This is a genomic window from Comamonas sp. w2-DMI (assembly GCF_040187735.1).
Taxonomy (GTDB): Bacteria; Pseudomonadota; Gammaproteobacteria; order Burkholderiales; family Burkholderiaceae_C; genus Comamonas; species Comamonas terrae.
Genome location: NZ_JBANEL010000005.1, coordinates 106,849 through 130,478, shown reverse-complemented (window position 1 = coordinate 130,478; position 23,630 = coordinate 106,849). Strand labels below are relative to the sequence as shown.

Annotated in this window: 19 protein-coding genes, 1 tRNA gene, 1 pseudogene and 1 riboswitch; of the genes and pseudogenes, 9 read left to right on the top strand and 12 right to left on the bottom strand. The window is 66.5% G+C overall.

The window, feature by feature from the left end:
• Position 1: 1 nt before the first annotated feature.
• A complete protein-coding gene (locus tag V8Z74_RS07550) occupies positions 2–1,267 on the bottom strand; it encodes an O-antigen ligase family protein (RefSeq protein ID WP_349708745.1) in 1,266 nt (421 codons plus the stop codon).
• 36 nt (positions 1,268–1,303) lie between these two features.
• Between V8Z74_RS07550 and V8Z74_RS07545 the strand changes: the two genes are divergently transcribed.
• Complete coding sequence (locus V8Z74_RS07545; RefSeq protein WP_349708744.1) at positions 1,304–2,065, top strand: glycosyltransferase family 25 protein; 762 nt, start codon at positions 1,304–1,306, stop codon at positions 2,063–2,065.
• Positions 2,066–2,080: 15 nt separating this feature from the next.
• Here V8Z74_RS07545 and V8Z74_RS07540 read toward each other — a convergent pair whose 3' ends face one another.
• Complete coding sequence (locus tag V8Z74_RS07540) at positions 2,081–3,226, bottom strand: glycosyltransferase (protein ID WP_349708743.1); 1,146 nt, start codon at positions 3,224–3,226, stop codon at positions 2,081–2,083.
• Between the two features lie 122 nt (positions 3,227–3,348).
• Between V8Z74_RS07540 and V8Z74_RS07535 the strand changes: the two genes are divergently transcribed.
• Positions 3,349–4,284 (top strand): glycosyltransferase family 32 protein, encoded by a 936-nt coding sequence (locus V8Z74_RS07535; protein WP_349708742.1) that lies wholly within the window; start codon positions 3,349–3,351, stop codon positions 4,282–4,284.
• Between the two features lie 56 nt (positions 4,285–4,340).
• On the opposite strand, the gene V8Z74_RS07530 is transcribed toward V8Z74_RS07535, so the two are convergent.
• From V8Z74_RS07530 to radA, 4 genes are all read right to left on the bottom strand, one after another.
• Entirely contained in the window at positions 4,341–4,550 is a 210-nt protein-coding gene (locus V8Z74_RS07530) for a zinc-finger domain-containing protein (RefSeq protein ID WP_066474847.1), read from the bottom strand.
• Between the two features lie 136 nt (positions 4,551–4,686).
• Positions 4,687–5,625 (bottom strand): branched-chain amino acid transaminase, encoded by a 939-nt coding sequence (locus V8Z74_RS07525; RefSeq protein ID WP_066474849.1) that lies wholly within the window; start codon positions 5,623–5,625, stop codon positions 4,687–4,689.
• Positions 5,626–5,720: 95 nt separating this feature from the next.
• The gene (locus tag V8Z74_RS07520; protein ID WP_066474853.1) at positions 5,721–6,173 is read right to left on the bottom strand and encodes a glycerate kinase; all 453 of its coding nucleotides are present in this window, start codon (positions 6,171–6,173) and stop codon (positions 5,721–5,723) included.
• A gap of 194 nt (positions 6,174–6,367) precedes the next feature.
• Entirely contained in the window at positions 6,368–7,753 is a 1,386-nt protein-coding gene (radA, locus tag V8Z74_RS07515; protein ID WP_066474856.1) for a DNA repair protein RadA, read from the bottom strand.
• 194 nt (positions 7,754–7,947) lie between these two features.
• Between radA and V8Z74_RS07510 the strand changes: the two genes are divergently transcribed.
• Positions 7,948–8,024: transfer RNA gene (locus tag V8Z74_RS07510), tRNA-Met, on the top strand.
• 169 nt (positions 8,025–8,193) lie between these two features.
• Here the strand turns inward: V8Z74_RS07510 and V8Z74_RS07505 are convergent.
• Positions 8,194–9,501, bottom strand: coding sequence for a Glu/Leu/Phe/Val family dehydrogenase (locus tag V8Z74_RS07505; protein ID WP_349708741.1), 1,308 nt, complete (start codon positions 9,499–9,501; stop codon positions 8,194–8,196).
• Positions 9,502–9,709: 208 nt separating this feature from the next.
• Between V8Z74_RS07505 and V8Z74_RS07500 the strand changes: the two genes are divergently transcribed.
• Complete coding sequence (locus tag V8Z74_RS07500) at positions 9,710–10,633, top strand: fumarylacetoacetate hydrolase family protein (RefSeq protein ID WP_349708740.1); 924 nt, start codon at positions 9,710–9,712, stop codon at positions 10,631–10,633.
• Between the two features lie 131 nt (positions 10,634–10,764).
• Here the strand turns inward: V8Z74_RS07500 and V8Z74_RS07495 are convergent, their stop codons facing one another.
• Both V8Z74_RS07495 and V8Z74_RS07490 read right to left on the bottom strand, forming a co-directional pair.
• Positions 10,765–11,814: a PPK2 family polyphosphate kinase gene (locus tag V8Z74_RS07495; RefSeq protein WP_349708739.1), complete on the bottom strand. Its 1,050-nt coding sequence runs from the start codon at positions 11,812–11,814 to the stop codon at positions 10,765–10,767.
• A 102-nt stretch (positions 11,815–11,916) separates the two neighbouring features.
• A complete protein-coding gene (locus V8Z74_RS07490; protein WP_066474865.1) occupies positions 11,917–12,831 on the bottom strand; it encodes a LysR family transcriptional regulator in 915 nt (304 codons plus the stop codon).
• A 72-nt stretch (positions 12,832–12,903) separates the two neighbouring features.
• Here V8Z74_RS07490 and V8Z74_RS07485 point away from each other — a divergent pair, with 72 nt between their 5' ends.
• From V8Z74_RS07485 to metH, 3 genes and pseudogenes are all read left to right on the top strand, one after another.
• Entirely contained in the window at positions 12,904–13,422 is a 519-nt protein-coding gene (locus tag V8Z74_RS07485; RefSeq protein ID WP_083526554.1) for a PACE efflux transporter, read from the top strand.
• A gap of 148 nt (positions 13,423–13,570) precedes the next feature.
• The gene (locus tag V8Z74_RS07480; protein WP_349708738.1) at positions 13,571–13,891 is read left to right on the top strand and encodes a hypothetical protein; all 321 of its coding nucleotides are present in this window, start codon (positions 13,571–13,573) and stop codon (positions 13,889–13,891) included.
• Positions 13,892–13,986: 95 nt separating this feature from the next.
• Positions 13,987–14,100: riboswitch (S-adenosyl-L-homocysteine riboswitch) on the top strand.
• 34 nt (positions 14,101–14,134) lie between these two features.
• Positions 14,135–16,886 (top strand): annotated as a pseudogene (metH, locus tag V8Z74_RS07475) (methionine synthase).
• Positions 16,887–16,939: 53 nt separating this feature from the next.
• Here metH and V8Z74_RS07470 read toward each other — a convergent pair.
• Positions 16,940–18,307, bottom strand: a complete 1,368-nt coding sequence (locus V8Z74_RS07470; RefSeq protein ID WP_502879482.1) for a glycerophosphodiester phosphodiesterase family protein — start codon at positions 18,305–18,307, stop codon at positions 16,940–16,942.
• 122 nt (positions 18,308–18,429) lie between these two features.
• Positions 18,430–19,632, bottom strand: coding sequence for a tryptophan synthase subunit beta (gene trpB, locus V8Z74_RS07465; protein WP_349708736.1), 1,203 nt, complete (start codon positions 19,630–19,632; stop codon positions 18,430–18,432).
• A gap of 159 nt (positions 19,633–19,791) precedes the next feature.
• Between trpB and V8Z74_RS07460 the strand changes: the two genes are divergently transcribed.
• Together V8Z74_RS07460 and V8Z74_RS07455 are read left to right on the top strand one after the other, a co-directional pair.
• Complete coding sequence (locus tag V8Z74_RS07460; RefSeq protein WP_349708735.1) at positions 19,792–21,288, top strand: DUF2868 domain-containing protein; 1,497 nt, start codon at positions 19,792–19,794, stop codon at positions 21,286–21,288.
• The gene (locus V8Z74_RS07455; protein WP_349708734.1) at positions 21,285–22,868 is read left to right on the top strand and encodes a DUF3482 domain-containing protein; all 1,584 of its coding nucleotides are present in this window, start codon (positions 21,285–21,287) and stop codon (positions 22,866–22,868) included. The genes V8Z74_RS07460 and V8Z74_RS07455 overlap by 4 nt, the downstream gene beginning before the upstream one ends.
• A gap of 36 nt (positions 22,869–22,904) precedes the next feature.
• On the opposite strand, the gene V8Z74_RS07450 is transcribed toward V8Z74_RS07455, so the two are convergent.
• Positions 22,905–23,588, bottom strand: a complete 684-nt coding sequence (locus tag V8Z74_RS07450; protein WP_066474880.1) for a GntR family transcriptional regulator — start codon at positions 23,586–23,588, stop codon at positions 22,905–22,907.
• Between the last annotated feature and the right edge of the window lie 42 nt (positions 23,589–23,630).

Genomic DNA, 23,630 nt, shown 5'->3' with positions numbered 1-23,630 from the left:
TTCAGCGGCCGGATGCGCGGGCGCCGGTTCTGTCCAGCGCGCAGATGGCTCCCCAGAAGGCCGCCAGCGAGAAGATGTAGAACATCTGGCCGCTGTTGTGGGCAAAGAAGACCTGGGTCCAGCCAAAGCCGAAATAGGCCAGCGGCAGCAGCGAGGCCGCAGCCCTGAGCGCCAGCAGCCGCGGCTGCTGCGCGGCACCGGCCCGTGCCAGCCGCGAAGGGGTGGGCCAGAACGCATACAGCGGCGCCGCATAGAAAAACAGCAGGATCGCCAGCCCGGCCATGCCGCGCTTGACCCACATGTCCAGGATCTCGTTGTGCGCATGGCCGTAATCCATGACAGAGGGATGTGCAGCGCCCTTGTCCACCATGGCCTGCTTGGCACGGACATAGCCTTCCAGGCCCCAGCCCGTCACGGGACGCTCCTCTATCAGGTGGATGGCCAGCCGCCATTGCTCCAGCCGCTGGCCGATGGAGGTCTCTGCGTATTTCTGGGGCTCGGCCAGATAGTTCCGGGCTTCCTGGACAGCGGTATCCGCGCGCTGTTCGAACTTCTTGTAAGCGGGCAGCACCAGCGCCGCACCGCCGACCAGCATGGCCAGGATGGCGACGGAAGCAATGCGCCTGTAGCCATTGCGCCAGGCCATCAGCCAGAGCGCTGCCAGCAGCAGGGGCATGGTCACCCAGGAGCCGCGCGACTCCGACAGCATTGCGGCCAGTACGCCGCAGGCGCCGCACAGGCCCAGCGCCACACGCTGCGGCCAGCGCCAGCGCCCCAGCAGTGCCATGGCCCAGGCGGCGATGCCCAGGTACATGGCGATGCCGCCATACTGGATGGCATTGGTGAAGCCCCAGGCCTTGTTCCAGTGCAGCACCAGATACTGGTAGGCTGCCACCGCCAGCGCACCGACGGCGCCGGCGGCCACGCCCCAGATCACTGCACCGGCGGCCAGCCCTCTTTGGCTCAGCACCCAGAGGCTGAGTGCCGCCAGCGCATATTTGGCGCCATAGGCCATGCCCGCGCCCGACCATGCACGGTCCAATGCCGCCGTCCACAGCAGGCCGGTCAGAAACAGACTTGCGAGTAAGATTTTCGTTTCGCGGGAGAGCGCCTCGCGTGGAGCTTTTTGCCAGCAGCCCGCAATCGCCAGCAGCGCGAGCATGGCCGAGCCATAGGAGTAGCCGGACGGTACGGCCAGGCACAGGGCAAAAAACAAAAATGCCGAGAGATTCAATCCCCCGGCCAAGAAGTTCTTATACGAGTTCACTCAATTTCCTATCCAAACAGTCGTCGGATTTTCCGAATGTCCAACATTCCCATTGTTTATATCAACCTTGCCAAGGACATCGAGCGACATCAGCGCATGCAGGCGCAGTTCTCCCGGCTGGGATTGGAGGCTACCCGTCTTCCCGCCGTGTGGTGGAGCGATCTTCCGGATGAAGTGCAGGCGCGCCATTTCAACCCGGCGCTCAATTCCCATCAATACTTCAAGCCCATGGGCAATGGCGAAAAGGGCTGCTATTGCAGCCATATGACGGCCTGGCGCCAGTTGCTGGACGGCAATGCGGCCGCCATGGCCGTGTTTGAAGACGACGTGCGGCTGCTGCCGGCCCTGCCTCAGGCGCTGCAGGCGGTGGCCGCACTGCCGGCCGGCAGCTGGGACATGGTCAAGCTGTTCGGGCGCGCGCAAGAAAAGGTCGCCAGCCGGCGCCCCCTGGCGGAGCCCTCGCTCGAACTGATCACCTACCGCCGCGTGCCCAGTTTTGCGACCGGCTATGTGGTCAGCCGCAGCGGCGCGCGCAAGATGCTGGCAAGCCGCCAGCCCTTCGGCCGGCCCGTGGATGTGGACATGCGCTTCTGGTTCGAGAACGGCATGCGCGTTTTTGGTGTCCATCCTTCGGTCATCGCCCTGGACGACACCAGCGAGGTCAGCAGCATCTGGCAGGTGAAGGAGCCGCCGGCATCCCTGATGCAGCGGCTGCGCAAGTTCAGGATGAAGCTGCAGCTGACCTGGGGCAATGCCAGACATAGAGCCAGTGCTCCCCATGTGTCCGAGACTCTGTGATCCGGCGGCCTGGATTCAGGCACCGTCCCGGACCGGCTGGGCCAGCAGTGCGCGATAGTGCTCCCACATGTGCTCCCGGCCATAGGCGCTCAAGGCCTTTTGCCGGGCCGCCTGCCCCAGCCGCTGCGCAAGCAGGGGCTCCTGCAGCAGGCGCTTGAGCGCGGCAGCCATGGCCTGCGCGTCGGACTCCGGCACCAGCAGCCCGGTGCCTTCATGGTCAATGACTTCGCGCACCCCCAGCACATCCGAGCCTACGCAGGCGCAGCCGGCGGCCATGCCCTCCACCAGGGCCAGGGGCATGCCTTCCCAGTGGGTGGACAGCACGAAGATGCGCGTGCGGGCCAGGCGCTGGGGCAAGTCGGAGACATTGCCCAGGAAATGGACCTGCTCCTGCAGGCCGAGCTGCTGCACCAGCCGCTCGGCCTGCGTGCGCTGCAGCTTGCGGCCGGCTCCGGCCAGATACAGCTGCGGCGCCAAGCCTTGCGCGCGCAGCAGTCCCAGCGCCTTGATCAGCGTGGCCTGGTCTTTTTGCCGCGCAAAGCGCGAGGCCATGAGAATGGCGGCTTCGCGATCCTCCCAGCGTGCCGGAAGCATCTCTTGCGGAAAGCGCGCCAGGTCGATGCCGTTGCAGATCGCCACGCAGCGGTCCGCGGGAAAGCCGCGCTGGACCAGGCTGGTGCGCACTCCCTCCGATACGCCGATGCTGGCCTGGGTGAAGGGGGCCAGGGCCAGAGCCTGCCTCAGGCGGCGCGGCGTGTAGCGCTCCCGCGAGTTGTGTTCCACATGGAAGATGCGCGGCACGCCTTCGGCGACCGCAGCGCGGCGGCCCCAGATGTGGTCGCTGAAGCCGTGGGCAAAAACCACGTCGGGCTTCCAGGCGCGCAGGATCTTGCGCAACTCCCACACGGTCATGGCATGCAGCCAGTTGGAGACGACATGGACCTGCAGCCCCTGCTCGCGCAGCGCCTGGACCTTGGCATCGGACGTGCTGCGCTTGCGGCGCAGCACCAGCATGACGTCCATGTCCGGGCTTTTCCGGGCAGCAAAGCACAGATCGATGGCGACCTGGGTCGCACCCGAAAAGCCGCCGGTCACGAAATGCAGAATCCGGGTCGGGCGCTGTGTGCAAGGCTGGTGCGATGCCGCCAAATTGTTTTCCATGGGTTCTGACGGACAATCCGCCTGCGACGAAATTTGTGTATTCAACCTTCAGAGCGTGTTGAAGATCTCTACGCGGTGCGAGGAGATCGTCAACACGTTCCAACCCTGCTCAAACAGTCACCATGACGCGGATTCCAGCCAGCCTTTTCAAGGGCGTTCTGCAGCTTGTACAGCCCTCCAACCTCAAAGGCTCTGCCGGCTATGCGACACCGGCACCCGTCATGCTCGCCGGCAAGGAGCACGTCCTGGAAGAGTTCCAGGGCATTCCCAGGATTCTGTGGACCTACTGGAACCAGATCCAGCCTGATGCCTTCGTGCGCGAGTGCATCGACAGCTGGCGCCTGCAATGCCCGGATTATGAAGTGCGTTTGGTCCACCCGGGCAATCTGCAAGCCTATGTGGCTGCCGGCGATCTGCCGGCACAGTTTGCACAGCTGCATCCCACCAAGCAGTCGGACTGGCTGCGCCTGTATCTCGTGGCGCACCATGGCGGCTTCTGGCTGGATGCCAGCACGCTGCTGACTGCATCGCTGGACTGGATGCAAGCGCCGTCCGACGCGGCCGTGGAGTTCGTCGGCTTCTATCTCGAGAAGTTCACGCGCGAGGTGCGCCTTCCCGTCATCGAGAGCTGGGCGTTCGGCGCACGGCCGGGCTCGGCCTTCATCACGGCATGGCAGCGGGAATTCCACCAGGCGCTGGTCGTGGAGGGGACGCAGGAGTATCTGAAGCGCCAGCAGGATCTGCCGGCCCTGCAGCAGGGCATCGAGGACCCGCACTATCTGCTGATCCACATCACGGCCCAGAAGGTGCTGCGCAGCCAGGCGTTCACCCGAATGGCCCTGTACAAGGCCGAGGATACGGCCTACTACTATCACCGTGCGCTGCGCTGGAAGTGGTATCTGCTGTACCCGCAGCTGTGTCTGGTGGGGGCGCCGAAGGTTTCAGCGCCCATCGTGAAGCTGCGCGGAGGAGAGCGCAGGCACTTCACGGAAATGTTCCGCCTGCATGGCGGCGCGGTGCCCGGCAGCATCTGGCACCGCGCTTTCCAGCGACCTTGAACGGGCTGCTGCTGGCGCTGCAGGTATGAAAAGCCCCGGGGCCCAGAGCCACGTCTTCAGTGGCCGCCCTCAAACACCTCGCCGGCCTTGAGGCGGTAGGTGGTGCCGCAGTAGGGGCAGCGGGCTTCGCCGGTCTTGGCCACATCCAGGTAGACCTTGGGATGGCTGTTCCACAGCTTCATGTCTGCCTTGGGGCTGGGGCAAAACACGCCGCCCTGGTGGTTCAGATCCTTGGCGGCCAGTTCGACAACGGCGTTCGTGCTCATGTTTTCGTATCTTTCTCGTGATTTTCAATGATGCGCGGCCCGCGGAACCGGCGCAGCCCAAGCCAGGGGCGCCGAGCATGGGCCGCCCCCTCCCGGAGAGAGAGGGGGGAAGCGGCGCAGCCGCTCAGGGGGATTCTTACACCGGGGTCAGCCAGTGCGCGTATTTGGGATTGCGTCCGCCGACGATGTCGAAGAAGGCCTTCTGGATCTTCTCGGTGATGGGGCCGCGGCGGCCTTCGCCGATCTGGATGCGGTCCACTTCGCGGATGGGCGTGACTTCCGCGGCGGTGCCCGAGAAGAACAGCTCGTCCGAGATGTACAGCTCGTCGCGCGTGATGCGCTTTTGCACGACTTCCAGGCCCAGGTCCTGGCAGATGTGCAGCACGGTGTTGCGCGTGATGCCGTTCAACGCGCCGGCCGACAGGTCGGGCGTGTAGACCACGCCGTCCTTGACCACGAAGATGTTCTCGCCCGAGCCTTCGGAGACGAAGCCCGAGGCGTCCAGCAAAATGGCCTCGTCGTAGCCGTCGTCCAGCGCCTCGCTGTTGGCCAGGATGGAGTTGGTGTAGTTGCTCACCGTCTTGGCCTGGGTCATGGTGATGTTCACATGATGGCGGGTGTAGCTGGAAATCCTGGTGCGGATGCCGCGCTCCATGCCTTCCTCGCCCAGGTAGGCGCCCCATGCCCAGGCCGCGACCATCAGGTGGATGGTGTTGCCCTTGGGCGAGACGCCGAGCTTGCGGTCGCCGATCCAGGTCAGCGGGCGCAGATAGCAGGACTTGAGGCCGTTGGCCTTGACCACGTCGATCTGGGCCTGGTTGGCCTGGTCCTGGGTGAACGGGATCTGCATGCGCAGGATCTTGGCGCTGTTGAACAGGCGCCTGGTATGGTCCTGCAGGCGGAAGATGGCCGTGCCCTGCTCGGTCTCGTAGGCGCGAACGCCTTCGAAGGCTCCGCAGCCGTAATGCAGCGTATGGGTCAGCACGTGGATCTTGGCGTCGCGCCAATCCACCATCTGTCCGTCCATCCAGATTTTGCCGTCGCGGTCGGACATCGAGGGAACAACAGGACTCATAAAACCATCCTCTTGGGGGTTGTGTTCATTGGGCAGACACCGGGTGCCAGGGCCTGCCCGGTCGGCTGTCTCCAGAGAGCGCCATTTTAGGGCGCTCAGGCCTTCGGCGGCGTGTCCGTCGTCTCTGTTGTTTCCGGTGCGGCGGCGGCCTCCTCGTCCTGCACGGGGCGCTGCAGTGTCCACTTCATCAGCCGGCCACCCACGAATTCGCAGGTGACATGGGAGCGGGTGCCGTCGGTCCAGCGGTAGATCTCGGGGTCCCGGCCTTCCTCGGACAGGCGCTCGCCCAGCGAGCGCGTCATGGCCACCACATGCACCAGCGGCACCTTGGGCTTGAGCTTGGCATTGAGCATCACCGCGCTGCCCACATAGCCCATGGGACGGTCCGCCGCTTTTTTCATCACGCTCATCAGGCGCGTGAAATGCAGCAGAACCCACATCAGAATGCCGCCCGCCACGGCCGCGACGCCGGGCCAGCCCGCCGAGCGGAAGGCTGCGAACACCAGCACGATCAGACCCAGGGGAACCAGAATATTGCGCAAATTCATGGGCTTATTGTCTTACGGAGAGCGGGGGAGCCGGCTGTGGGCAGTGCGTATGCCCATGCAAGCCTGTCAAACCACAGAGGCTTTCAAAAACAGGAGCTGCTTGCGCCTGTCTTGGAATGATTTCAGAGGATTTTGTCGCTGATAACCATGTATTCCGGGCGCAACATGCTTCCATTATGAAAGCGAGCAAGCGCTTACCCCATGCCGCGCACAATGTTCATGGCCTCGTCCACGCGCTCCACGGCGTGGATGGTCAGGCCGGGAATGGCCTTCTTGGGCGCATTGGCCTTGGGCACCACGGCCATGGTGAAGCCCAGCTTGGCCGCCTCCTTCAGGCGCTCCTGGCCGCGCGGCGCGGGACGCACCTCGCCGGCCAGGCCCACCTCGCCAAAGGCGATGAAGCCCTTGGGCAGCGCCTTGCCGCGCAGGCTGGAAGTGATTGCCAACATCACGGCCAGGTCGGCCGCCGGCTCGTTGATGCGCACGCCGCCCACGGCGTTGACGAACACGTCCTGGTCGGCGCAGGCCACGCCCGCATGGCGGTTGAGCACGGCCAGCAGCATGGCCAGGCGGTCGCGGTCCAGGCCCACGGACAGGCGGCGCGCGGCCGGGCCGCCCTGGTCCACCAGCGCCTGGATTTCCACCAGCATGGGGCGCGTGCCTTCCAGCGTGACCAGCACGCAGGAACCGGGCACGGGCTCGCTGTGCTGGGACAGGAAGATGGCGCTGGGGTTGGTCACGCCCTTGAGGCCTTTTTCCGTCATCGCGAACACGCCGATCTCGTTGACCGCGCCGAAGCGGTTCTTGATGGCGCGTACCAGGCGGAAATTGCTGTGCGTGTCGCCCTCGAAGTAAAGCACCGTGTCCACCATGTGCTCCAGCACGCGCGGGCCGGCCAGCGCGCCTTCCTTGGTCACATGGCCGACCAGGATCACGGTGATGCCCGTGGTCTTGGCCGCGCGCGTCAGGTGGGCCGCGCACTCGCGCACCTGGGCCACCGAGCCCGGCGCCGAGGACAGCTGGTCCGAATACACGGTCTGAATCGAGTCGATGACCACCACGGCGGGCTGGGTGGCCTCCATGGTGGCCAGGATCTTCTCCAGCTGGATCTCGGCCAGCACATTCACCTGGCTGGCCTCCAGGCCCAGGCGGCGCGAGCGCAGCGCCACCTGGGCGCCGCTCTCCTCGCCCGTCACGTACAGCGTGGGCAGGCCCAGGCGATGCAGCGCATCCATGGCCTGCAGCAGAAGTGTGGACTTGCCTATGCCGGGATCGCCGCCGATCAGCACCACGCCGCCCTCGACCACGCCGCCGCCCAGCACCCGGTCCAGCTCCTCGATGCCGCTGGGCGTGCGCGCCACGTCCTGGGCCTCGATGGCCGACAGCGGCGTGACGGGCTGGGCATTGGCCAGGCCCGCATAGCCCTGGGGCTGGCTCAGGCGGTTCTTGCCGCCCGAGGCCGAGTCGGCCACCGTCTCGACCAGCGAGTTCCAGGCGCCGCAGCTGGGGCATTTGCCCAGCCAGCGCGGGCTGGTGCCGCCGCAGGCATTGCAGGTGAAAGTCGTTTTGTCTTTGGCCATGGGCGGCAACTATACAGAGCCGCCTCGGGCAGCGGCGGCGCCCGGGAATGACTGGCCTGCCTTTGGCCGGACGACAAATTTCAGAGCCAATAGCCATGAAAAAAGTGAGCTCATATAACTTGCATGCATGACAACAGAATTTCAGCTACAATTGCTTCCATCGACACAACGACAAGTTGCTGTCCCGAAATTACCGCGCGATGGAGCAGTCTGGTAGCTCGTTGGGCTCATAACCCAAAGGTCGGAGGTTCAAATCCTTCTCGCGCAACCAACAAAAAAGCCTTCTGGAAACAGAAGGCTTTTTTCGTTGTGCTCGCGCTAAAACAGGCACACCCCACAAAGAGATGCCGAGCAAGAGCCGCCTCGCGGCGAAGGCATCGTCCCCCTCCCTTGGCGCGAAGCGCGTAGAGAGAGGGAAGGCGCAAAGCGCCTCAGGGGGCTTATGGATACAGGCCGCGCATTTCGCGGGCATGCAGCATGCGCTTGCAGGCCACGATGAAGGTGGCGGTGCGCAGCGTCACCTTATGCTCCTGAGCCACGGCCCAGACCGCGGCAAAGGCCTCCTGCATGATGCGCACCAGGCGGGCGTTGATTTCGTCTTCGGTCCAGAAGAAGCTGGAGAAGTCCTGCACCCATTCGAAGTAGCTGACCGTCACGCCGCCGGCGTTGGCGATCACGTCGGGCAGCACCAGCACGCCCTTGTCGGTCAGGATGTCGTCGGCCTCGGGGGTGGTGGGGCCGTTGGCACCCTCGATCACCATCTTGGCCTTGATCTGGCCGGCGTTGTCCTTGGTGATCTGGCCCTCCAGCGCTGCGGGGATCAGGATGTCGCATTCCACGCCCCAGAAGTCCTTGGCATCCATGGCTTGCGCGCCGGCAAAGCCGCCCACGCCGCCCGTGTTGGCCACATGCTCGAGCAGGGCCGGCACGTCCAGGCCGTTGGCGTTATGAATGGTGCCGGTATGGTCCTGCACGGCCACGACCTTGGCGCCAGCCTCGGCAAACAGCTTGCCCGCCGTGCCGCCCACGTTGCCGAAACCCTGCACGGCGACGCGCGCGCCCTGCACCGACAGGCCCGTCAGCTTGGCGGCTTCCACGCCCACGGTGAACACGCCGCGGCCCGTGGCTTCCACGCGGCCCAGCGAGCCGCCCAGGTCGATGGGCTTGCCCGTGACCACGCCGGTGGCCGTGGCGCCGGTGTTCATGGAGTAGGTGTCCATCATCCAGGCCATGATCTGGCCGTTGGTGTTCACGTCGGGAGCCGGAATGTCCTTGGAGGGGCCGATCAGCAGGCCGATCTCGCTGGTGTAGCGGCGGGTCAGGCGCTCCAGCTCGCCCTTGGACAGTGTGCGCGGATCGACGCGGATGCCGCCCTTGGCGCCGCCGTAGGGCACGTTCACGGCGGCGTTCTTCACCGACATCCAGGCCGACAGGGCCATCACTTCGGACAGCGTCACGTCCTGGTGGAAGCGCACGCCGCCCTTGCCGGGGCCGCGGCTCAGGTTGTGCTGCACGCGGTAGCCCTCGAAGTGGGCAATGCGGCCGTCATCCATCTCGATGGGCACGTCCACCACCAGAATGCGCTTGGGGCGCTTGAGCGTTTCCACCCAGCGGGCCAGCGAGCCCAGATACGGCGTGACGCGATCAACCTGCTGCAGGTAGATGCCCCAGGGGCCGAGATGATCGGGGTTGAGGTAGGAGGGAAGAGCGTGCGCCATGGCGGGCGCCGAAGAGTCTTTGGCTTGCATGATGTTGCCTGGTTGACTGAAACAGGCGCTGCCGTTTTGCGGCGGCACCGGCTAGGTAGAGCAGATTAGAGCGGCGGCCGGCCGCTGTCCAAGGCAAGTTGCTTGCAGCTTTATGCGTTTTGTGCATAAGCAAAAAAACTGCGTTTCCGCAGCCCCGATTCGCGCCTGAAAACCGCATAGATGCACGAAATTTGCCATCATTGCCTTCATGCCTGAAAACAATGAATGCGAAAAAAGTGGGTGCGGTCCCGCCCCCTTTGCCAACACGCCGCCCATCGGCCTGGCGCCCGAGCTGCAGGAGCAGCAGGATGTGCTGCCTGACTGGAAGACGCTGGCGCCCGCGCTGCACGAGGACAGCTATGCCACGGCCGATGCGCTGTGGTGGTCGCGCAAGCTCGGGCAGACCATGGCCCTGGGCGCCGACGTGGCGCCGCTGATGCGCGGCGAGGACGATGCGCGCCAGGTGCAGCGGGCGCTGGCCCGGGCCTATGGCTGGTGGCCGGCCGATCGGGCGCCGCGCTACTGGAAGTCCGGCGCTGCCAGCCGCGCCGCACGCCTGCTGCATGTGCCGCTGCCGGAGGACGGCGTGCACCAGGACCGGCCCGTGGCACCGGCGCCGCAGGCCGTGTTCAATCTGCGCGGCGTGGAGGCCGAGGTGGCCCTGCGCCTGGGCCGCGAAGTGACGGCCGAGCAGGCGCTTGCCCTGACGGCGCAAGGCGCACTGGAGCTGATCGACGGCGTGGCCGTGGCCATCGAATGGGTGGATGTGCGCTGGCGCGACGGCCTCCAGGCGCCGGCGCTGGCGCTGCTGGCCGACGGCCAGTGCCATGGCGGGCTGGCGCTGGGCCCCTGGCTGCCGGCCAGCGTGCTGCTAGGCCGTGACTGGGCCCAGCAGGCCTGTACGGTACAGGTCAACGGCGGCGACCCCCAGCGCTTTGCCGGCACGCACAGCCTGGGCGATCCGGCCTGGCTGCTGGCGGACTGGCTGCAGCATGTGGCGGCCGAATACGGCAGCGTGCCGGCCGGCACCGTGGTGACCACGGGCACCTGGTGCGGCTGCCAGAAGCTGCAGGCGGGCGACCGTTTCGATATCGCGTTCGAAGGCCTGGGGCAGCTGGGCTGGCAGTTCTAGGTTTTGCTTCTGAAATGGAAGCGTCTTGCGCTTGGCAGGAAACGATTTCAGGTTTATCTCTCTCTGAAATCGATACGGATCTGGCGCTGCATGCTTCATTTATGTGAGCGCGGCATGGCCGCGCCGCGCCCCTATTTCACCTTGATCTTGTCGAGCGCCGGGGCGCCGGGCGGGTATTGGAGACCGAGGTTGTGCAGCACCTCGCGCAGCAGCGTGGCAATCATCAGGTTGCGGTGGGTCTTGGAGTCGGCCGGCACAATGGTCCATGGCGCCCAGGGCGTGTGCGTGGCCGCCAGCAGGCGGGCGTAGGCCTGCTGGTAGTCATCCCACTGGGCGCGCACCTGGAGGTCGCCTTCGTCGAATTTCCAGTGCTTGGTCGGGTCGTCCAGGCGTTCCTGCAGGCGCTGGCGCTGCTCCTCCTTGCTGATGTGCAGCATGAACTTGACGACGACGGTGCCGGTCTCGCTGAGCATGCGCTCGAAGTCGTTGATCTGCGCATAGCGCTGGGCCTGCTGTTCGGGCGTGATCCACCGGTTGACCACGGGCACCAGCACATCCTCGTAATGGCTGCGGTTGAAGACCACGATCTCGCCGCTGGCCGGCGCCTGCAGGTGGATGCGCCACAGATAGTCGCGCGCCTTCTCGGTCTCGGTGGGCGCCTTCCAGCCCACGGTGCGCACGCCCAGCGGCGTCATCTGGCTGAACACGCCGCGCAGCGTGCCGTCCTTGCCGGCTGCGTCCATGCCCTGCAGGATGACCAGCAGCTTGAAGCGGCGATCGGCATAGAAGACGTTCTGCAGCCTGTCCAGGTCCTGGGCGAGTTCGCTGACCAGCGCCTTGTCGTGGGCCTTGCCCTTGCCCGAGGAAAACGGCTTGGAAGCGGGGGCATAGCGGAGCAGGTCGATCGGCGGTGGCATCGCGTCCGCGGCCCGGCCTGCATCGCGCGCCACACCGGGTTGCCACTGCTGCCACAGGGCTTGCAGCGCGGCATCGCGGCTGACGAACGGCGGCAAAGGGGCGGGCAGTGCGGCGGCCGTGCCTGCCTTGGCAGCCTGTTTGCCCGAGGGCTTGCGGACAGGGCCCGACAGGCTTTGCGCGGCCTTGACCGATGCGCTGGTGGGAAACGGGACGGCGGGCAGCGCCGCCTTGGGCGGCCGGGTGGTCTTGCGGGTTTGCAGCATGGCTTTAGGCTCCGGGAACAAAAAGGGGCGCTGGGGCGGCGCGGGCATCGAGCGCTGTTTTGCCACAGCTTCGGTGCCGCCGCCGTCAGCCGACTTCCGCAGTCATGCCGTGTCGGGCGGGCGCTCGCGCAGCAGCTGCACGAAGCGGCGCGCCGCCAGTCCCATCGGGCGCTCCTTGGACCAGACCCAGTCCACGAACAGCGTGGTGCCGTTGCTCAGGCTTTGCACGGGTATCTCCATCAGGCTGCCGGCCGCGATATGGGGTTCGACCAGGGTCCGGGGCAGCCAGCCCCAGCCCAGACCCGCGCTGATGAGGGACAGCGCCGCCTGGTGGCTGTCCGTGCGCCAGCGCTGCTGGGCAAAGACAAAGCGCGTATCGATCTGGGCGGGGTCGCGGCTGGCCATCAGCACCTGGCGCGCGGCGGCCAGCTGCTCCACCGTGAGCCGGGCCTGGGCGCCATGCTCCGTGCGGGCCTGCTGCCACGGCGCAAAGCCGGGCGCCATCACGGCCACCAGGGTTTCGCGGCCCATTTCCTGGAAGCCTTCGCGGCCGTCGATGGCGGGGCGCTCGAAGACCAGGGCCAGGTGCGCGCGCCCCGCATGCAGCAGCTCCAGGGCGTCGGTCTGCGGGGCGGCCAGCACCTCGACGGGCAGGGCCGGGAATTCCTGCACCAGCTGGGCCAGCGTGCCGGTCCAGTGGGTGGACAGCAGCTCGGGCGCGATGGCCAAGGTCAGCCGTTCTTCCAGACCCTGGTGCAAGGCGCTGGCCTGCCAGTTGAGCTGCTGCAGCTGTTCGGCCAGCAGGCGTGCCTGGGGTTCCAGTGCACGGGCGGCGGCCGTGGGCACGGGCTCGCGCCCGCTGCGGTCGAAAAGCTGCAAGTCCAGCTCGGCTTCGAGCTGGGCAATGGCCATGCTGACGGCCGAGGGCACGCGCCCGAGCCGGCGCGCGGCCGCGGAGAAAGAGCCGGCATCGAGCACGGCCAGAAACAGGGGCACCTGGTCGGCGGCAAAGGGCATCGCTTGAACTTGTCAGAAAAACTGAAAGAAGCTGACTTTTATCTTCAATTTTCAGAACATACACTGCATCCCATGTCTCAACAAGTTTCTGTTTCCACCGCAGCGGCCGCCGCTGCGTCGTCTTCGGTTTCCAGCGCTTCCCGCACGTCCGGTTCCCGGCAGGCCACCGGCCTGCAAGGCCCCAAGCGCCGCGTCATCTACGTCTCCCTGTATGAGGCCATCGCCATCGCCGTCTCCAGCCTGATCTTCATGGCCATCGGCCAGGAAGCCGGCGCATCCGGCGTGATGGCCGTGGCCGCGTCGGCCATTGCGATCTGCTGGAACCTGGGCTTCAACTACCTGTTTGAAAAATGGGAGGCGCGCCAGAGCGTCAAGGGCCGCTCCGTGCTGCGCCGCGTGGTGCATGCGATCGGCTTCGAGGGAGGCATTGCCGCCATGCTGATCCCGCTGATGGCCTGGTGGTTCGAGGTGTCGCTGTGGCAGGCGGCGGTGATGGAAGCCGGCCTGCTGGTGTTCTTCATGGTCTATACCTTTGCCTTCAACTGGGCGTTCGACCGGATCTTCGGCCTGCCGGCATCGGCGCAGGGCTGATGACCTGTTGCGCCTCCGCGCCGCGGCGTGGGCAGGCGCTTTCACTTTCCCGGATTTGGTTACAACCGGGAGTCAACCGGGCCGCCTGGTGTCTCGTTGGAATCTCCACAAGTCATGGCGATGCCTGCGCATCGCCGGAGAGGTCAAGATGAACTACAGAAAGCTCGCCTTCGCCGGTTTGCTGGCCATGGCGGCCACCGGTGCCTTTGCCAGGGTGGACCTGAACATCGGCATCGGCGTGCCGGGCCCCGTCATGGTGGCGCCTTCCCCCGTGTATGGGCCGCCGCCAGCCTATGTGGTTCCCCGGCCCGTCTACACGCCGCGCCCGGTGGTGGTCATGCCGCAGCAGCCCGTCTATGCACCGGGCTGGCGAGGCTATGACGACGACCGCTGGGAACGGTGGGACCGGGGCTGGCGCAGGCACCACCATCGCCACTGGCGCCATGGCGATGACGATGACGACGATTGAGCCGCCCGCCTCCACGCTGCAGGACGGATGGTCACAGGTGCTTTGCGCAAGCCCCGGGGCGGCAGCTGCCGGAGGCGCGCGCTAGAATAGCGCTCTCTTCCGAGGAGCGCTGCAGCGCCCGCCAGTCCGTCAGGGTCTGAGCCGCGGCGTCAGGCTCGGAAGCGGCGGCCCTGCATGCCGCCCTGCATTCACAACGGCGCTCACCTGTCCTGTTTCTGTCTTGGTTTTCTACAGGTGAGCGTGATGTCTGCTGCGTCCCCCGTTTCCATTCCCCCCATGCGCCTGTCGGGCCTGGAGCCCGTCTTCATCGGCGAAGGCACGCTGTTCGTCAATGTGGGTGAGCGCACCAACGTCACCGGCTCCAAGGCCTTTGCGCGCATGATCCTCAACGAACAGTACGAGGAAGCGCTGTCGGTGGCGCGCCAGCAGGTGGAAAACGGCGCCCAGGTCATCGACGTGAACATGGACGAGGCCATGCTCGACAGCAAGGCCGCCATGGTGCGCTTCCTGAACCTCATCGCCTCCGAACCCGACATCGCCAAGGTGCCGGTGATGGTGGATTCGTCCAAGTGGGAAGTGATCGAGGCCGGCCTGCGCTGCCTGCAGGGCAAGGGCATCGTCAATTCCATCTCCATGAAGGAGGGCGTGGACGAATTCAAGCGCCAGGCCCGGCTCATCAAGCGCTACGGCGCGGCCGCCGTGGTCATGGCCTTCGACGAGCAGGGCCAGGCCGACACCTACCGGCGCAAGATCGAGATCTGCGAGCGCGCCTACCGCGTGCTGGTCGACGAGGTGGGCTTTCCGCCCGAGGACATCATCTTCGACCCCAACATCTTCGCCGTGGCCACCGGCATCGAGGAGCACAACAACTACGCGGTGGAGTTCATCGAGGCCACGCGCTGGATCAAGCAGAACCTGCCTGGTGCCAAGGTCAGTGGCGGCGTGTCCAACGTGAGCTTTTCCTTCCGCGGCAACGACCCGGTGCGCGAGGCCATCCATACCGTGTTCCTCTACCACGCCATCCAGGCGGGCATGGACATGGGCATCGTCAACGCCGGCATGGTCGGCGTCTATGACGACCTGGAACCCACGCTGCGCGAGCGTGTGGAAGACGTGGTGCTCAACCGCCGCCCCGATGCGGCCGAGCGCCTGCTCGAGATCGCCGAGGCCGCCAAGGGCGCGGCCAAGGACGACAGCAGGAAGCTCGAATGGCGCGGTACCCCGGACGCCCCCAAGACCGTGGGCGAGCGCCTGTCGCATGCGCTGGTGCACGGCATCACCGACTTCATCGTCGAGGACACGGAAGAGGCCTACCAGCAGATCGTGGTGCAAGGGGGCGGTCGCCCGCTGCACGTGATCGAAGGCCCGCTGATGGACGGCATGAACATCGTCGGCGACCTGTTCGGCGCCGGCAAGATGTTCCTGCCCCAGGTGGTGAAATCCGCGCGCGTGATGAAGCAGGCCGTGGCCCACCTGATCCCCTACATCGAGGAGGAAAAGCGCCAGCAGGAAGCCGCGGGCATGGACGTGTCCAGCAAGGGCAAGATCGTCATCGCCACCGTCAAGGGCGACGTGCACGACATCGGCAAGAACATCGTCACCGTGGTCCTGCAGTGCAACAACTTCGAGGTCATCAACATGGGCGTGATGGTGCCCTGCCACGAGATTCTGGCCAAGGCCAAGGCCGAGGGCGCGGACATCATCGGCCTGTCGGGCCTGATCACGCCCAGCCTCGAAGAGATGCAGTACGTGGCCGGCGAGATGGACAAGGACGAGTACTTCCGTATCAGGAAGATTCCGCTGCTGATCGGCGGCGCCACCTGCTCGCGCGTGCACACGGCCGTGAAGATCGCGCCCAAGTACGACGGCCCCGTGGTCTACGTGCCCGACGCCTCGCGCAGCGTGAGCGTGGCGCAGAGCCTGCTGGGCGAAGGCAAGCAGGCCTACCTGGACGAGCTGCAGGCCGACTACGACAAGGTGCGCACCCAGCACGCCAACAAGAAGAAGACGCCGCTGTGGCCGCTGGCCCAGGCCCGCGCCAATGCCACGCCCGTGGACTTCGCCGCCCACCCCCCCCGTGGCGCCGCGCGTGCTGGGCCGCCGCGTGTTCAAAAATTTCGACCTGGCCGAGATCGCCCAGTACATCGACTGGGGCCCGTTCTTCCAGACCTGGGACCTGGCCGGGCCTTACCCCGCCATCCTCGACGACGAGATCGTGGGCGCCGAGGCGCGCAAGGTGCTGGCCGACGCGCAGGCCATGCTCAAGAAGATCATCGAGGGCCGCTGGCTCACGGCCAACGGCGTGATGGCCTTGTACCCGGCCAACCGCGTGGGCGACGACATCGTGTTCTACAGCGACGAGTCGCGCACGACGGAGCTCATGACCTGGTACGGCCTGCGCCAGCAGACCGAGAAGCAGATGGTCGACGGCTCGATGCGGCCCAGCCGCTGCCTGTCGGACTTCGTGGCCACCAAAGAATCCGGCATCAAGGACTACGCCGGTTTGTTTGCCGTGACGGCCGGCATCGGCGCCGAGAAGAAGGACAAGGAATTCCAGGCCGCGCTGGACGACTACTCGGGCATCATGTTCAAGGCCCTGGCCGACCGCCTGGCCGAGGCCTTTGCCGAATGCCTGCACGAGCGCGTGCGCAAGGACCTGTGGGGCTACGCGGCCGACGAGCAGCTGACCAACGAGCAGCTCATCAAGGAGCAGTACCAGGGCATACGCCCCGCGCCGGGCTATCCGGCCTGCCCGGACCACACGGCCAAGATTGACCTCTTCAAGCTGCTGGACGCCAGGGAAATCGGCATGGAGCTGACCGACAGCCTGGCCATGTTCCCGGCATCGAGCGTGAGCGGCTTCTACCTGGGCAGCCCCGAGGCCACCTACTTCAACGTGGGCCAGATCGGCGAGGACCAGCTGGCCGACATGGCCCAGCGCCGCGGCATGGACATCGAGGAGCTGCGGCGCCTGCTGGCGCCGAACCTGGGCTGAGCATAAAAAGAAAAGCCACCTCGCGGTGGCTTTCTTATGGGCGCAGGCCGGTGTCAGAACGGCTTGGCCTTGAGTTCCTGCTCATAGGCCTCGCGCGCCTTCACGCCGGTGGACGTGAAGTCGGTGAACACGCCGTCGATGCCCAGGCGGAAATAGGCCAGGAATTCCTGTACGGGGTCACCCTTGTAGATGCCGGCCAGGCGTCCGGGCTCGTTGCGGAAGGTGAAGCTGTGCACCACCAGGCCTGCCTTGTGCGCATTCGCGATGAGGCCGGTGTCCTTGAGCGTGTTCACGTCCTTGAGGCCGGCACCGGCCTTGTATGGCACGACGGAATGGGCCAGCACTTCAGGCTTCCAGGGGCCGATGCCGTCGGCGTACTGCTTGATCTCGGCCAGGCCCGCAGGCGTGAGCATGGCGCCGAAGGTGCGCGCATCGCCGGCCAGCGTCCAGCTGTAGGGGCGGCCGCTGATGAAGGTCCATTCATCATTGGTGATGTAGACCATGGAGCCGTCCTGGTAGTTGATGTCGTTGCCGTCGATCAGCTGCACGCCCTTGGCCTGCATGCCGGCCTTGCGCAGGTACTTGAGGCTCTCGGGGTCGAAGCTCTGGATGTAGATGGGTGCATCCTTGGTGTTGAGGCCGTTCTTCTTGAGCAGGGCCATCACCGCGTCCTCGAACGGGCGCGAGCCCGGCGCGCCGCAGCCGTTGGCAATGGCCTGCTGGTTGTTCCAGTACGGGTTCTTGGTTTCCGCATAGACGGCGATGCTGCGCTTTTGCTCCTTGCCCTTGGCCACCGCGATGTCGATCACCTCCTGGGCGCTGATCAGCGGCAGCTTGCCGTTCCATTCGGTGGGGCGTTCGCTGGCGTTGTCCAGAATGGTGCCGGCCAGCAGGGTGCGCAGCTCGTCCAGCGTGAAGTCGCTGATGGACCAGTCGTTGGTGTGGTCCTCGCCGTCGACCACCAGCGGCTTGAGCACGGACTTGGGGTCGTTGGCGTCGATCTGGTCGCTCAGGTACCGTGCCGGGCCGTCGGCGGGGCCGTTCACCGGGTATTTCACGTCGACCCAGACACCGGGCGTGGTGCGCTTGCGCGCGGCGACGCCGGCATTGGTCTTGGCCACCTCGGCGACATTCGTGCTGTCGCCGAGCCAGGCATTGTGGCGCGCCACCAGCTGGCAGTCGCGCGTCATGTGCATGTCCAGCTCCAGCATGTCCGCGCCCGCATCGGCGGCCTTTTCGTAGGCCATGCGGGTCTGTTCGGGATACAGGCCGGACAGGCCGCGGTGCGCGATCACCTGCGGCGGCGTGCCGTCCAGCGTCTGGTAGCGGATTTCCTGGGGGGCGTCTCCGCCGCCGCAGGCGGACAGGGCCAGTGCGAAGAGCAGCATGGCGCCAAGGGCGGAGAGGCGGAACTGGGGCATGGATGGTTTCATGGAATATGCGTGGTCTGGTTGGAGCTTGGAGTGCGTGCCGCCCTGGACCCTAGGCGCAAAGCATGTCAGGGGCGTGACACGGAGATGGCAGCGGTGCAGGCGCCAGGGGATCAAATGCCCAGCACCTTGGCCACGTAGTCGGCATCCTTGTCGCCGCGGCCCGAGAGATTGACGAGGATGTGCTGGTCCCCGGGCAGCGTGGGCGCCACGCGCATGGCCCAGGCCACGGCATGTGCGCTCTCCAGCGCGGGGATGATGCCCTCCACGCGCGACAGCGTCATGAAGGCGTCGAGGCATTCCTTGTCGCTGGCAATTTCGTACTGCACGCGGCCCAGGTCCTTGAGGTAGCTGTGCTGCGGCCCCACGCCCGGGTAGTCCAGGCCCGAGGCGATGCTGTGCACGGCGGCGGGCGTGCCGTCGGCGTTCTCCAGCACGTAGCACTTCATGCCGTGGATTTCGCCGGGCTTGCCCATGGTCAGCGTGGCTGCATGGCGGCCGGGGCGGTCCGTGCCTTCGCCCGAGGGTTCCACGCCCACGAGGCGCACGGATTCGTCGCCGAGGAAGGCCGTGAACATGCCCATGGCATTGCTGCCGCCGCCCACGCAGGCGGCCACATGGTCGGGCAGCCGGCCGTACTTGGCCTGAAACTGCTCCCGGGCTTCGCGGCCGATGATGGACTGGAAGTCGCGCACCATCATCGGGAACGGGTGCGGACCGACCACGGAGCCGATGGCATAGATGTAGTCCGTGGGGTTGGTGAGGTATTCCTCGAAGGCACTGTCCACGGCTTCCTTGAGCGTGGCCGCGCCGCGCGTTACGGGCACCAGCTTGCAGCCCAGGATGCGCATCTTGGTGACGTTGGGGTGCTCCTTCTCGATGTCCACCTGGCCCATGTGGATCTCGCAGGGAATGCCCACCAGCGCGCAGGCCGTGGCCAGCGCCACGCCGTGCTGGCCGGCGCCGGTCTCGGCGATGACCTTCTTCTTGCCCATGAACCTGGCCAGCAGCGCCTCGCCCAGGCAGTGGTTGATCTTGTGCGCGCCCGTGTGGTTCAGGTCCTCACGCTTGAGGTGGATCTGCGCGCCGCCCAGCTGCGCGGACAGGCGCCGGGCATGGAAGATGGGGCTGGGCCGGCCCACATAGTCGGCAAACAGCTGAGCCAGCTCGTCCTGGAAATCCTGCCGCTTGGCGATCTCCGCATAGGCGGCGGCGATATCGTCCATGGCCTGCTTGAGATGGGGCGGCACCAGCTGGCCGCCATAGGGGCCGAAGAAGCCGCTGGCATCGGGCATGGCGGCGGGATTCTGGGTCATCTGTTGTCTCCTGGATTGTGGATATGGCGCGAAAGCGCATTCATACCACAGGACGCTGATTGGCAATGAAAAGCGCTTGAAACGCTTGCCTGTAAAGCGCTGCGTGCTCATTAATTTGCGAATACCGCATGCCACTGCGGGCTGCAACACAATAGCGGCATGAAAGCCAGCGCCCTCCGCGACATCGTTTTCGCCCATGCCATAGAAACCGCGCCGCCCCATGAGGCCCTGCCCACGGCCGCGCGCTGCGATGCCATCACGCAGGAGTGCCTGCATGCCCTGGGAAAAAGCGGCCAGAACGGCAAGAGTGGTGCGCCCCAGCGCGAGGCGTTCACCGCCTTTTTGCAGGAGCGGGCACTGCGCGTCATCGCGGCCGCGCAGCTGCCTGCAGAGATCCGGGCGCTGCGCGCGCAGGCCGCCGGGGTTTCGCGCTGGGCAGTGCTGGGCGTGCTGGCCGCGGCCTTTGCGGTGGGCTATGCAGGCCATGCGATCACCGATCCGCATCGCGTGGACCTGCTCTCGCCCTCGCTGATCGCCGTGGTGCTGTGGAATCTGCTGGTCTATGTGCTCCTGGTATTGAATGGCTTGCGCGGCCTGCTGCGGCGCACGCCAGCGGTGGCCGTGCCGCTGATGCCGGTGCAGGGCGTGGCTGCCGCACCGGCCGCCTCCGGCCCGGAGGGCTGGCTGCACAAGCTGCAGCCGAAGAAGATGCAACTGGCCGGCACGGGCCTGCGCAAGATGGCGCTGACTTTCGAGCGCAACTGGTGGCAGCTCAGCCAGCGTCCGCGCCGGGCGCAGTGGCTGATGTGCCTGCATCTGGGAGCGGCCATGCTGGCTGCGGGAGCATTGGCTTCGCTGTGGGTCACGGGCCTGACCCGGGCCTATCTGGTGGGCTGGGAGAGCACCTTTCTGTCGCCCGCTGCCGTGCAGTCCTGCCTGAACCTGCTGTTCGCGCCGGTCCATCACCTCCTGGGCACGGCGCCCTGGAGCCTGGAAGAGATCCGCGCCCTGCAGGGCTGGGCGAGCGCAGGGGGCGTGGCACAGGCCCCGCTCATGGAAGGCGAGCGCTGGGTGCAGCGCTACACGCTGCTGCTGGCCCTCACCGTGCTGGCGCCGCGCCTGCTGCTGGCGCTGTGGCAGGCCCTGTGCGCACGCTGGCTTGCCGGCCATATGGCGCTGCCGCTGCAGCAGCCGTATTTCCAGAAGCTGCAGCGCGACTGGGCAGGCCGCGCCACGGTGCTGCAGGTGCTGCCCTACAGCCTGGAAATCACGCCGCCGCGCCAGGCCGGGCTGCAGCGCCATGTGGCGCAGCGCTATGGCGCCGGGGCGCAGCTGGTGCTGCTGCCCACGCTGGCCTATGGCGGCGCCTTGCCGGCCTCCGCTGCCACCTCCGAAGGGGCGCAGCAGGTGCTGCTGCTCAATATGGCGGCCACGCCCGAGGCAGAGATCCACGGCCAGCTGCTGGCCCAGGTACAGCAGCGCTGGGGCGTGCATGCCGAAGTCTGGCTCTGGGCCGCCGACTTTGTGGCCCGCAACAGCGGCGCCCCGGCGCGCGTGCGCGAACGCGAGCATCTGTGGCAGGAATTTGTGCGCCAGCATGCGCGCGATGGCGGCCTGACGGCCCAGGTGATCACCGGCGAGGAAGCACGGCCATGAGCACGGAAAACCACGCGGAAACGCACAGGGGCGAATCCTTGCCGCCTGCTGCGCCGCCCGCGGCCGGCGAGGGCCGGAGCATCCAGTGGTGCCTGCTGTCGCACACCAATATCGGCAAGACCACGCTGACGCGCACGCTGGCCGCCGACGACGTGGGCGAGATCGAGGACGCGGCCCACATCACCAGCCGGTCCGAACGCTACCTGCTGCAGCAAACAGAGCAAGGCGACGAACTGTGGCTGTGGGATACGCCGGGCTTCGGCGATTCCGTGCGGCTGTACGAGCGCCTGCGGCAGCACGGCAATCCGCTGGGCTGGTTCCTCTCCAACGTCTGGGACCGCTGGCGCGACCGGCCTTTCTATCTGAGCCAGCGCGCGCTGCTGGCCGCGCGCGACCATGCGGACGTGATGCTCTATCTGGTCAATGCCGCCGAAGACCCGGCCGATGCGGGCTACTGGAGTGCGGAGATGCAGATTCTGCGGTGGATGGACAAGCCTGTCATCGTGCTGCTCAACCAGATCGGCAGCGACACCTCGCAGGCGCAGACCGAGGCCGACCTGCAGCGCTGGCGCAAGGCCACGCAAGGCTTTGCGGACACGGTGCGCGAGGTGCTGGTGCTGGATGCCTTCACGCGCAGCTGGTGGCATGAGCGGCACATGATGCAGGCGATCGCGCCGCTGCTGCCGGCGGCCAAGCAGCCGGCCTACCGGCGCCTGCTGCTGGCGCGCGAACTGCAGCAGCGGCAGTGCGAGCAGCAAAGCCTGCAGGCGCTGGCGCGGCAGCTGGTGGGCACGGCAAAGCTGCAGGAAAGCCTGGTCCCGGCCCAGGGCAAGCTGCTGGCCCGGGCCTGGCAATCGGTGAGCGGCAAGGTGGCGGCCACGCTGGGCGCGAAGGGTGCGGTGCAGGACGCGGACCTGCCTTCGGACCCCCGGGCCCAGGCCGCGATCCGCCAGCTGCTGCAGTCCGTGCAGCAGGCCGATGTGCAGTCCACGCAGCGCCTGCTGGAACTGCATCGGCTGGACGGGCTGGCCGCCAGCCAGATCCAGGAGCAGCTGCGCAGCCAGCTGCAGGTCAGCGCGCCCATCGACCCCAAGGCTGCCAGCCTGTGGGGCGCGCTCACGGCCGGCGCGGCCACGGGGCTGGGCGCCGATCTGGTGGCCGGCGGGCTGACGCTGGGCACGGGGGCATTGCTGGGGGCCCTGGTGGGCGCCGTGACGTTTGCCGGCGCCGCCTGGGGCAGCAACAAGATGCTGGACCGCGATGCGCAGCGCTTCCAGCTCTCGGGCGAGTATCTGACGGCGCTGGCGGGCCAGGTGCTGCTCAAGTACCTGGTGATCTCCCATTTCGGCCGCGGCCGGGGCCGCTATTCCAGTCCGCCGGCGCCGCAGCGCTGGAACGAGGCGGTTCAGGCCGCCATGGCCGCGCATGCGCCGCAGTGGTCGCAATGCTGGCAGGCCCTGCGCGCGCCGCAGCAGGGCGGCGAGGAGGGTGAGGAGAGGGTGGCCCGCCTGCTGCAGGACTGCCTGGGCCAGGTCATGGCGCAGCTATACCCTGATCTTCAGATCGAAGAAAAAAGCTGAATCGCCATCAAAGCCTGATGGACAGATCGGAGGCTGCTATCGCTTTGATACGGGAGCCAGCGTGGCCCGCAGCCAGCCGCTGGCATCGCTGGGCGGCACGGGCGTGATTTCCAGCGATTGCTCCACGGTGCCTATGTGCTCCAGCATCAGGGCCTTGGCCTCTTCGGTGTCGCCGCGCTCCAGCGCCGCGACGATGCGTTCGTGCTCGGCGCAGGACTGGCTGGCGCTGTGCGTGGACTGGTACAGCGTGGCCGCCAGCGTGGTGCGCGCCGTCAGGTCGCGCAGCGTGTCGGCCAGCAGCTTGTGGCCCATCTGCTCGGCCAGGCAGACATGGAAGTCCGCCAGCAGAAAGGCGCGCATGGCGTTGTCGGCGCCGGCGATCGCCTTCTGTTCCTGGGCGATGTGACGGCGCAGCTGGGTGATGACGCGCTGCAGCGGCTTGCCGGCCTCCTGCAGGATGCCGGTCTCGATGATGCGCCGCGCCGAAAAGGCATCCTTGGCCTCGGCGGCCGAGGGCTCCACGACATACCAGCCGCGGCGCGGGCGAACTTCCACGAAGCCCCGCGCCTGCAGCTGCATCAGCGCCTCGCGCACCAGCGTGCGGCTCACCCCGAACAGGTCGGCCAGCTCCTGCTCGCCCAGGCGCTCGCCGGGGGCCAGTTTCTTGGCCAGGATGGATTCCACTACCTGATGGGCGATCTGTGTCTGGTTGCTGCTCATGGTTCAAGATTAAGCGATGATGCGCCGCTGCGCGTAAAGTCA

Coding starts and splice junctions, on each gene's coding strand:
- V8Z74_RS07540 (WP_349708743.1), bottom strand. CDS start 3,226: ATGGAAAACAATTTGGCGGCATCGCACCAGCCTTGCACACAGCGCCCG.
- V8Z74_RS07450 (WP_066474880.1), bottom strand. CDS start 23,588: ATGAGCAGCAACCAGACACAGATCGCCCATCAGGTAGTGGAATCCATC.
- V8Z74_RS07480 (WP_349708738.1), top strand. CDS start 13,571: ATGAACTACAGAAAGCTCGCCTTCGCCGGTTTGCTGGCCATGGCGGCC.
- radA (WP_066474856.1), bottom strand. CDS start 7,753: ATGGCCAAAGACAAAACGACTTTCACCTGCAATGCCTGCGGCGGCACC.
- V8Z74_RS07455 (WP_349708734.1), top strand. CDS start 21,285: ATGAGCACGGAAAACCACGCGGAAACGCACAGGGGCGAATCCTTGCCG.
- V8Z74_RS07495 (WP_349708739.1), bottom strand. CDS start 11,814: ATGCTGCAAACCCGCAAGACCACCCGGCCGCCCAAGGCGGCGCTGCCC.
- V8Z74_RS07460 (WP_349708735.1), top strand. CDS start 19,792: ATGAAAGCCAGCGCCCTCCGCGACATCGTTTTCGCCCATGCCATAGAA.
- V8Z74_RS07535 (WP_349708742.1), top strand. CDS start 3,349: ATGACGCGGATTCCAGCCAGCCTTTTCAAGGGCGTTCTGCAGCTTGTA.
- V8Z74_RS07545 (WP_349708744.1), top strand. CDS start 1,304: ATGTCCAACATTCCCATTGTTTATATCAACCTTGCCAAGGACATCGAG.
- V8Z74_RS07525 (WP_066474849.1), bottom strand. CDS start 5,625: ATGAGTCCTGTTGTTCCCTCGATGTCCGACCGCGACGGCAAAATCTGG.
- V8Z74_RS07520 (WP_066474853.1), bottom strand. CDS start 6,173: ATGAATTTGCGCAATATTCTGGTTCCCCTGGGTCTGATCGTGCTGGTG.
- V8Z74_RS07505 (WP_349708741.1), bottom strand. CDS start 9,501: ATGCAAGCCAAAGACTCTTCGGCGCCCGCCATGGCGCACGCTCTTCCC.
- V8Z74_RS07470 (WP_502879482.1), bottom strand. CDS start 18,307: ATGCCCCAGTTCCGCCTCTCCGCCCTTGGCGCCATGCTGCTCTTCGCA.
- V8Z74_RS07500 (WP_349708740.1), top strand. CDS start 9,710: ATGCCTGAAAACAATGAATGCGAAAAAAGTGGGTGCGGTCCCGCCCCC.
- trpB (WP_349708736.1), bottom strand. CDS start 19,632: ATGACCCAGAATCCCGCCGCCATGCCCGATGCCAGCGGCTTCTTCGGC.
- V8Z74_RS07490 (WP_066474865.1), bottom strand. CDS start 12,831: ATGCCCTTTGCCGCCGACCAGGTGCCCCTGTTTCTGGCCGTGCTCGAT.
- V8Z74_RS07530 (WP_066474847.1), bottom strand. CDS start 4,550: ATGAGCACGAACGCCGTTGTCGAACTGGCCGCCAAGGATCTGAACCAC.
- V8Z74_RS07485 (WP_083526554.1), top strand. CDS start 12,904: ATGTCTCAACAAGTTTCTGTTTCCACCGCAGCGGCCGCCGCTGCGTCG.